Raw genomic sequence first — 8,078 nt, 5'->3', positions numbered from 1 at the left:
CCTGTTGCTGGGCGACTCGCACGCCGGGCCGATCGCCCGCGCGGCGGCCGCCGCCGGGTTGCCCTTCGTCGGTGGCCCGATCGGCTCGGGGCGCGACTTCAACGTCGGCTTCTTCGACGTACGCGACGGCGGCCTGGTGTTCCGGGACGCCGCCGTGCAGGAACGCCACCGCGGCTTCCTGGCCGAGCTGGGCGTGGCCGACATGGGGCAGCTCGCCGTCCCGCTGGTCTCGACGTTCGGCCTGAGCGCCCACTTCTTCGCCACCACCGAGAACTGGCGGATCTACCGGGCGGGCGACGGCGCCTTCCCAGCGGGCTTCCTCTCCGGCGGGCTCTTCGACGACATCGTGCGCGCCATGGCCCGCGACGCGTTGGCCTTCTACCGCCACGCCCTCGACCTGGGACTGCGCGTCCTCGCGGTGCTGCCGCCGCAGCGGGTGCCGGGGATGGCCGACCCGCTGGTCTTCATGGCGGCCCAGGAGACGATCCGCCGCGCGCTCGTCGCGCTCGGCGTGGAGATCGTGGATCTGCGGGCCCGGGTCACCGACGGCGCGGGCCGGCAGCGGGCCGCGTTCTGCGAGCCGGACGACCCGATCCACGGCAACCTCGCCTTCGGCCGGCTGATCGTGGCCGACCTGCTGGCCCGGGGACTGTGACACCGAATCCAGGAGGGAACGAATGGAAGAGCACGTCCTTGCCGCCGTCGAGCGGGCGACGACCCGCCCGCCGGAGCGCTACGAGACCATCACCGTCCGACCGATCTCTCCGGTCATCGGCGCGGAGGTCTCCGGCCTCGACCTCGCCACCGAGCTGTCGGACGAGCAGCTGGCCGAGGTCAGGCGCGCCTTCCTCGCCCACCACGTGCTGGTCTTCCGCGACCAGGTGCTCTCCGCCGAGGACCACAAGCGCTTCGCCGGCCACTTCGGCGAGCTGCGCCGGCAGCCCCTCGCCGACCTCGACGGCGGCGACCCCGCCATCCTCGAGATCAGCGCCGGGCGGGACTCGCGCTTCGTGGCCGGCGAGGACTGGCACACCGACGGGACCGCCGAGGCCGAGCCGTCGCTGGGCTCGATGCTCTACGTCACCAGGACGCCGGAGATCGGCGTCGGTGGCGACACGCTCTGGGCGAACATGCACCTGGCGTACGAGATGCTCTCCCCGCCGATGCGGGCCCTCCTCGACGGCCTGACCGCGGTCCACGACGGCCTGATCCCGTGGCAGGGTCACACCCCGCCGCCGGAGTACGTCGTGCCAAAGAGCGAACACCCGGTCGTCGTACGCCACCCGGAGACCGGTCGCAAGCTGCTCTTCGTCAACGCCGGCTTCACCTCGCACATCGTGCAGCTCTCCCGGCAGGAGAGCCGGGCGCTGCTGGACATGCTCTTCGGCTGGGTCGCCCAGCAGCCGATCCTGAGCTGCCGGGTCCGTTGGACTCCGAACACGCTGGTGTTCTGGGACAACCGCTGCACCCAGCACCACGCCGTGTGGGACTACTATCCGCACTCCCGCTACGGCCAGCGGGTGACCATCAACGGCACCCGGCCGGCCGGGTAGCGGGGCCGATTCGGGTCGCGGGGCCGCGCCGGGTCGCCGGCCGGGCTCGGGTCGCCGTAGCGAGCGCCGGCCAGCGGTCGCCGGGCGCCGATCGGCGGGCGGCGGTCAGCCGCGCACGATCTGCTCGGTGTAGGCCCAGTCGTCGTCCAGGGCGGCGTCGCGTTCCTCGGTCAGGCCCGTCAGGTCCGCGCCCGCGACGCCGCCGGCGCCCGCGATCCGGTCCCGGAGGATCCGGGCGGTGACCACGGCGGCCCGGGTGCCCTGGGCCGTGACCGGGTCCAGGTGGTAGCCGGCGTCGCCGACCAGGCACCAGCCCGGCCCGCTCATCGGCCGGCGCAGCATGCGCATCCGCCCGGCGCCGCCGATCGAGGTGGTACGCCGCCCGGCGGCGACGGCCGGGCCGAGGCGCGGGTCGGCGCGGACCATCCGCTCGTACGAGCGCGCCGGGTGCCGGCCGCTCTCGTCGATGAGGCTCTGGTGCAGGTCCAGCGCGACGCACCACTGCTTGTCGCCGCACGGCGTGGAGATCAGGACGCTGCGGTCCTGCAACGAGAAGTAGGAGCGGTCGGTGGGCAGCGGCAGGTTCTCGTAGTACGCCAGCAGCGCGAACCACGGTGACTCGACGACCCGGTAGGCGCCCGCCCCCACGCGTTCGGCGTTGCGCGACAGCCGCCCGTCGGCCAGCACCAGCAGGTCGCAGGTGACCTCGCTGTCGACGCCACCGTGCCGCACGACCGCCCCGCGCACCCGGCCGGCGTCGATCGTCAGGTCCCGCACCCGGGCCGGGCGCAGCACGGTGACGTTGCCCCGGCTCTGCGCCGCCGCCAGGAGTGCCGGGTCCAGCACCTCGCGAGGCACGCTCATCCGGAACGAGTACGCGTCCTCGCGCGGGTAGACCCGTTCGACGACCTCGTCGCCGATGCGCTGCGTGTCGCCGTAGGTGGGTGGGGCGCCGCAGGCCAGGACCGTCTCCAACAGGCCGACGTCGGCCCAGGCGAGGTTGCCGGAACGGTCCCAGGTGGACTGCTGCGGCCAGAACGCGGTGGGCCGGGAGGCGTCCAGGACGAGGACCCGCTCGGCGTACGGCGCGAGGGCCCAGGCGGTGGACGCCCCGGCGATCCGGCCGCCGACCACGACGACCTCCCAGTGGCCGGCGATCACGCCGGCACCGACCCGGCACGGTGGCGCTCCGGTCGGCTCCCGACGTCGTCACACGACACGGCTCAGTCTCCCATCCGGACCGGACGCGGGGAAGGGAGCGGCCCGGGCGGGGGCCGGTCGCGGTGGCGGTGCCGTCGAGCCCGCCGGAAAACCACCGCGCGCGGAAACCGTCGGAGGGGCCTCTTTGTTACTGGCGGATTACCCAAGACCATTAGATTCACCCAGGTCAGCGGGCTGCCGTCCGGACATGGGGTGCAATGTGAACAGTCAGACGATCGCGCGACCGGAGCCCAGACTCGAGGTTCGGGACCTCCGGTGGGGGCAGCTGTGGGCCGGGGCCCGGCTGCTCGCCCAGGCGTACGAGAACGGCGCGATCTGGGCCGCCGCCGGCTCGCTCCCCCGGTGGCAGCGGAAGTCGGCGCTGACCGCCCTCTACCTGGCGGAGCTGGTGATCGCCCAGCTGATGAGCTCGGGCATCACCCTCGCCGCGTACCGTGCCGACCGGCTCGACGGAATCCTCGTCCTCTACGGCGACGAGCGCACCACGCCGTGGTGGGGCTGGGCGTTGCGCTCGGTGGCGTGCCTGCTCGCGGGGCCGCGGGCCGTGGTGCACGCCGTCCGGATCTCCAATGCGCTGGACCGGATGCGCCCCAGCCGCCCGCACGTGTGGTTCGCGGTGCTCGGCCGGCGGGTCGACTCGGTCGGCGTCGGCTACGTCCTCATGCGCGCCGGCCAGGCGCGGGCCGAGGCCCTCGGCCTGCCGGGCTACCTGGAGACCTCGGCCGGCCCGGAGCAGGTGCAGATCAACGAGATGCTCGGCTGGACCTCGGTGGACGAGTACGTGCTGAGCACCGGAAGCGTCATCAAGACGATGTGGCGCGACAACCCGGCGCGGTCATGACGGCGGCCGGACTGTGCCGCGGGCTGGACACGCTCTTCGCGGTCCCGCCGGAGCACCGGCTCGACGACGTCGACCGCGCCTCGGCGAGGCAGGTCCTCGGCTGCGACGACCACACGCTGTCCACGCTGCTCGACCGCGGACTGCCGGCCAGCGGCGACCCGGGCGAGGAACGGTTCGACTCGCGCGACCTGTTCAACCTGGCGCTGTACTCCGGCACCGGCACGACGGTGCCGGAACAGGCGTTCGCCTACTCGCTGCGGTGGATGCGCTCGTCGACCGAGGAGCTGCTCGCGCCCCGCGCCTCCCGGTTCGCGACGCGGATCGCCTGCGCCGCCGAGGCGTGCGGCCCGGAGCCGACCAGCACGCTGGCCCTGCCGCGCCCCGAACGCCTCGGCGGTGCGGTGCACGACCTGACGGTCGAACCCGCCGGGGACGCCGACGGGCCGAGCGGCGACACCGTCACCCGTACGGCGTCGCAGCTCGCCGTCACCGCCACCGTCCACACCCGCGGCGAGCGGGCCGAGCTGCGCTCCCCGGAGCTGCGCGCGATCGCCGCCGAGTTCGCCGCCATGCAGCTGCGCTGGGTCAAGCTGCCCGAGCCCCTGCAGAACGACGTAGACCTGGTGACCACGCACGGCGTCGCGAGCTGCGACTCGGCGAGCCGGTACCTGGCCCAGCTCTGTGTCCGGGCCGGCATCCCGGCGGTCACCCGGATCGGCTGGGTGGTCGGCATGCTCGACCTGGTCCACGCCTGGGTCGAGGTCGAGGACGCCGACGGGGCGACCAAGGTCATCGACCCGGTCTTCGCGCTGTTCTCCGCCACCGTGCCGGGCACCAACCCGCTGCTGCGGGATCCGGCCGTCGCGCTGCGCACCAACCGCCTCATCCCGACCGGCCTGCCCACCGGCCGGGCCGTGGCCGAGCACCGGTGCGCGGGCGAACCGGCGACGGCCCGGGTCACCACGAAGATCCTCCCCGCACCGACGCGCCCCCAGGAGGGGTCATGAGCACGACCGAGACGGTTCCCGAGTTCCTCACCGCGTTCCTGCGCGCCAGGTGTCCGGACATCGACTCCGTCGGTGTCGACGACGACCTCGTCGACACCGGCGTCCTGAACTCGATGCACTTCGTCGAGCTGCTCTACCTGATCGAGGCGGAGCTGGGCACGGAGATCTCCCTCGACGAGGTGAGCACGGACGACTTCCGCACGATCTCCCGGATCACGCGACGTTTCTTCACCCCGGGGCAGGGCCTCGGCGCGACACCCAAGGAGTAGCAATGTTGGAGACCCGCGTCCGCGAGGTGGTCGCCTCGGTGTTCGGTGTCGCACCGGACGAACTGCCCGAGCAGCTGGATCCGGACACCGTGCCGGGCTGGACCTCGCTGCGCCAGATCCAGCTCATGATGGCGATCGAGAACGCGTTCGGCATCGAGATCGACCCGAACCTGCTGCCGGCCCTCGCGTCCGGCCCGGCGATCGTGCGGTTCCTCGAGGAGACGCTGGCGGTCCCGGAGGGAACGGGCCGATGACGGCGTACCACCCGCAGCTGCGCACGGTGCACGACGTCATCGCCTTCCACGCCGGGCAGCGGCCCGACCATCCGGCGGTGCACTGCGAGGACCGTTCCGTCAGCTACGCGCAGCTGCACCGGTCGAGCAACCGGACGGCGCACGCCCTGCGGCGCGCCGGGGTCACGGCGGGGCACCGCGTCGCCTACCTGGGCAAGGAGTCCGAGCACTACTACGACATCCTGTTCGCCTGTGCCAAGACCGGCACCGTGCTGGTCCCCATCAACTGGCGGCTGCGCGCCGGCGAGATCCGCCACATCATGCGCGACTCCGGCAGCACCGTCCTCTTCTGCGACGAGGACCTCCTGGACACCGTCGACACGCTGCGACCGGACCTGCCCGAGCTGCGCGAGGTCGTATCGCTGGCCGGCTTCACCGGCTGGCAGGCCGACGAGGACGGCGACCTGGACCCGTCCTGGAGCGAGGAGCAGCCTCTGGCCCAGGTCTACACCAGCGGCACGACGGGCAACCCCAAGGGTGTCGTGCTGGCGCACCGCAGCTTCTTCGCCGTGCGGGACGCGCTCGCCTCCGAGGGACTGGACTGGATCGACTGGCGGCCGGACGACGTGAGCCTGATCGGCATCCCCGGGTTCCACATCGGTGGGCTCTGGTGGTCGATCCAGGGGTTCAGCGCCGGCGTCACCAACGTCTCGGTCCGGGTGTTCGCCGGGCACGAGGCGGTCCGCCTCATCCGGCGGCACGGCGTCACCACGGCGTGCGTCGTGCCGGCCCAGTTGCAGATGATGCTCGCCCCGCCCCGACCGAAGCGGGAGGACTTCGTCTCGCTACGCAAGATCGTCTACGGCGGGTCGCCGATCTCCGAGGCGCTGCTCGGCCGCAGCATCGAGATGTTCGGCTGCGAGTTCGCGCAGATCTACGGCCTGTCCGAGAGCGGCAACACCGCGGTCTGCCTGCCGCCGTCGGAGCACGTCGTCGGGGGGCCGCGCATGCAGGCGGCTGGCCGGCCGTACCCGGGCTTCGGCGTGAAGATCATCGACGGTACGGGCCGCGTCCTGCCACCGTTCGAGGTCGGTGAGATCTGCCTGCGGACCCCCGCTCGGATGATCGAGTACCGGGGCCTGCCCGACGCCACCGCCGCGACCCTGGTCGACGGCTGGCTGCACACCGGCGACGCCGGCTACCTGGACGACGAGGGCTTCCTGTTCGTCCGCGACCGGATCAAGGACACGATCATCGTGGCCGGCGAGAACGTCTATCCGGCGGAGATCGAGAACGCGGTCTGCGCGTACCCGGGCGTGGTCGAGGCCGCCGCCGTCGCCGTGCCGCACGAGCACTGGGGCGAGGTCGTGCACTGCTTCGTGGTGACCCATCCCGACCAGCCGACGACCGCCCGCGAACTCACCCCGTTCCTGCGGGGACGGATCGCCGACTTCAAGATCCCGGCGAGCTTCGAGTTCGTCGACCAGCTGCCCCGCAACCCCAGCGGAAAGCTTCTCCGCCGGGAGCTGCGTGAACGGTTCTGGCAGCACCTGGACCGGCGCGTGGCCTAGCCGCCCGCCCGGTGCCGTTTCGGCTCCACGACCCTCACTCACCATGCAAAGGCGGACCCATGCACATTTTCCTGCGCCACCACAGCGACCGCGTCGCGCTCTCGATGGGCAACCCCAACCGGATCTCGCTCGGCTACTCGGAAGATCCGCGAGCGGTCGCGAAGAGGCTGCCGCGACGCGGCGACGACGAGCCGAAGAACGTGCTCCTGCTGGGCGCGAACGGCTACGTCGGCATGCACATGCTGCGTGAGCTCCTCGGCGACGACCGGGTCGCGACGGTCTACGCCCTGGTACGCCGCAAGGGCGACAAGTCCGGGGAGGACCGCATCGCCCGGCAGCTGCGCAAGTACAAGATGGAGCTGCCCGACACCGGGAAGCTGTCGGTCCTGGAGGGCAGCTACCTGGAGCCGGCGATGGGGCTCTCCCCCGCCGCCTACGACGAGCTGCTCACCGAGGTCGACGTGGTCATCGACGCCGCGGGGGCGACGACCCACGACTACCCCTACGCCCGGTACCGCCAGGAGAAGGTGCTGCCGACGCTCCGGCTCGCCGAGTTCTGCCTGCGGAAGCGGTTCAAGACGCTGCACGTCATCGGCTCGGTCGGCAGCGAGGTCTACCAGCAGTGGCGCGACTTCTACCGCAACAGCTTCTTCTACACCGGCTACAGCCGGATGAAGTGGGTCGTCAAGCACATCAGCCTGCGGGCGAACCGCGACGGCGTGCCGATCCACATCTACCAGGCGCCTTTCGCGCTGGGCGGGCCGAGCACCGGGTTCAAGGACCCCGGCATGGAGTACTCGTTCTGGAACATGATCTCGCACGTCCTCCAGCTCGGCATGGTCTGGGACTCGGAGGTCACCAGTCCGGTCGTGGCCGGTGACGTGCTGGCCCGGTCCGTGGTGGCCAACGCGCTGTCGAACGCGCCGCGGGTGATCAGCTACCCGGTGACCCCCGTGACGACCGAGGAGATCGCCGAGCGGTTCAAGCTGAAGCTGGTGCCGTGGAAGACGTTCCGCCGCGAGCTCATCCGCCAGCACCGGTTCCGGCCCGGCCAGATCGACTGGTCGAAGCCGGTGGCCAGCATCCGGCGCGGCCGGCAGCAGTCGAAGTTCGTCAGTTCGCTGTTCCCACGGTCGTTCCACACGCTGTTGAGCAACATCCACACCGCCGCCGCGAACCCGACGGTCGTGCGGGTCGACGCCGACCTGCCGTCGATCGACGTCATGGAGAACAACGCGAGGCGGATCCGCAAGCTCGGCAGGTACCTGCCCGAGGCCACGCCCGTCGCCGTCCCCGCGTCCGTTCCCGCCCCGGCCCCCGCTCCCGAGCCGGTGGCCGTCTGACCCCGCCCCGCGCCGGATGCTGGCCACCGGCTTCGACCAG

General features: G+C 72.0%; 9 protein-coding genes. 8 read left to right on the top strand and 1 reads right to left on the bottom strand.

Going from position 1 to position 8,078, the window contains the following annotated elements:
- Positions 1–4 precede the first annotated feature (4 nt).
- Positions 5–655, top strand: a complete 651-nt coding sequence (locus ACSNN9_RS17800; protein ID WP_436674455.1) for a hypothetical protein — start codon at positions 5–7, stop codon at positions 653–655.
- Positions 656–677: 22 nt separating this feature from the next.
- A complete protein-coding gene (locus ACSNN9_RS17795; RefSeq protein ID WP_436674453.1) occupies positions 678–1,553 on the top strand; it encodes a TauD/TfdA dioxygenase family protein in 876 nt (291 codons plus the stop codon).
- 105 nt (positions 1,554–1,658) lie between these two features.
- Here the strand turns inward: ACSNN9_RS17795 and ACSNN9_RS17790 are convergent, their stop codons facing one another.
- Complete coding sequence (locus ACSNN9_RS17790) at positions 1,659–2,714, bottom strand: FAD-dependent monooxygenase (RefSeq protein ID WP_436674452.1); 1,056 nt, start codon at positions 2,712–2,714, stop codon at positions 1,659–1,661.
- 259 nt (positions 2,715–2,973) lie between these two features.
- Between ACSNN9_RS17790 and ACSNN9_RS17785 the strand changes: the two genes are divergently transcribed.
- Genes ACSNN9_RS17785 through ACSNN9_RS17760 form a run of 6 tightly spaced genes read left to right on the top strand, consistent with a single transcriptional unit; the run spans position 2,974 to position 8,038 of the window.
- A complete protein-coding gene (locus ACSNN9_RS17785) occupies positions 2,974–3,615 on the top strand; it encodes a hypothetical protein (protein WP_436674450.1) in 642 nt (213 codons plus the stop codon).
- The gene (locus ACSNN9_RS17780) at positions 3,612–4,622 is read left to right on the top strand and encodes a hypothetical protein (protein WP_436674448.1); all 1,011 of its coding nucleotides are present in this window, start codon (positions 3,612–3,614) and stop codon (positions 4,620–4,622) included. The genes ACSNN9_RS17785 and ACSNN9_RS17780 overlap by 4 nt, the downstream gene beginning before the upstream one ends.
- Positions 4,619–4,891 carry an acyl carrier protein gene (locus ACSNN9_RS17775; RefSeq protein ID WP_357873037.1) on the top strand — a complete coding sequence of 91 codons (273 nt, stop codon included), beginning with the start codon at positions 4,619–4,621 and terminating at the stop codon, positions 4,889–4,891. The genes ACSNN9_RS17780 and ACSNN9_RS17775 overlap by 4 nt, the downstream gene beginning before the upstream one ends.
- Positions 4,892–4,893: 2 nt before the next feature.
- Complete coding sequence (locus ACSNN9_RS17770; protein ID WP_436674447.1) at positions 4,894–5,145, top strand: acyl carrier protein; 252 nt, start codon at positions 4,894–4,896, stop codon at positions 5,143–5,145.
- Positions 5,142–6,695 carry a long-chain-fatty-acid--CoA ligase gene (locus ACSNN9_RS17765; protein ID WP_357873032.1) on the top strand — a complete coding sequence of 518 codons (1,554 nt, stop codon included), beginning with the start codon at positions 5,142–5,144 and terminating at the stop codon, positions 6,693–6,695. Before ACSNN9_RS17770 ends, ACSNN9_RS17765 begins: the two co-directional genes overlap by 4 nt.
- 59 nt (positions 6,696–6,754) lie before the next feature.
- The gene (locus ACSNN9_RS17760; protein WP_436674446.1) at positions 6,755–8,038 is read left to right on the top strand and encodes an SDR family oxidoreductase; all 1,284 of its coding nucleotides are present in this window, start codon (positions 6,755–6,757) and stop codon (positions 8,036–8,038) included.
- Positions 8,039–8,078: the final 40 nt, after the last annotated feature.

It is taken from the genome of Micromonospora sp. URMC 107, assembly GCF_051386315.1.
In the GTDB taxonomy this organism is placed as follows: Bacteria; Actinomycetota; Actinomycetes; order Mycobacteriales; family Micromonosporaceae; genus Micromonospora.
The sequence above is the reverse complement of the archived record's forward strand: the minus strand, read 5'-3'. Positions and strand labels throughout refer to the sequence as shown.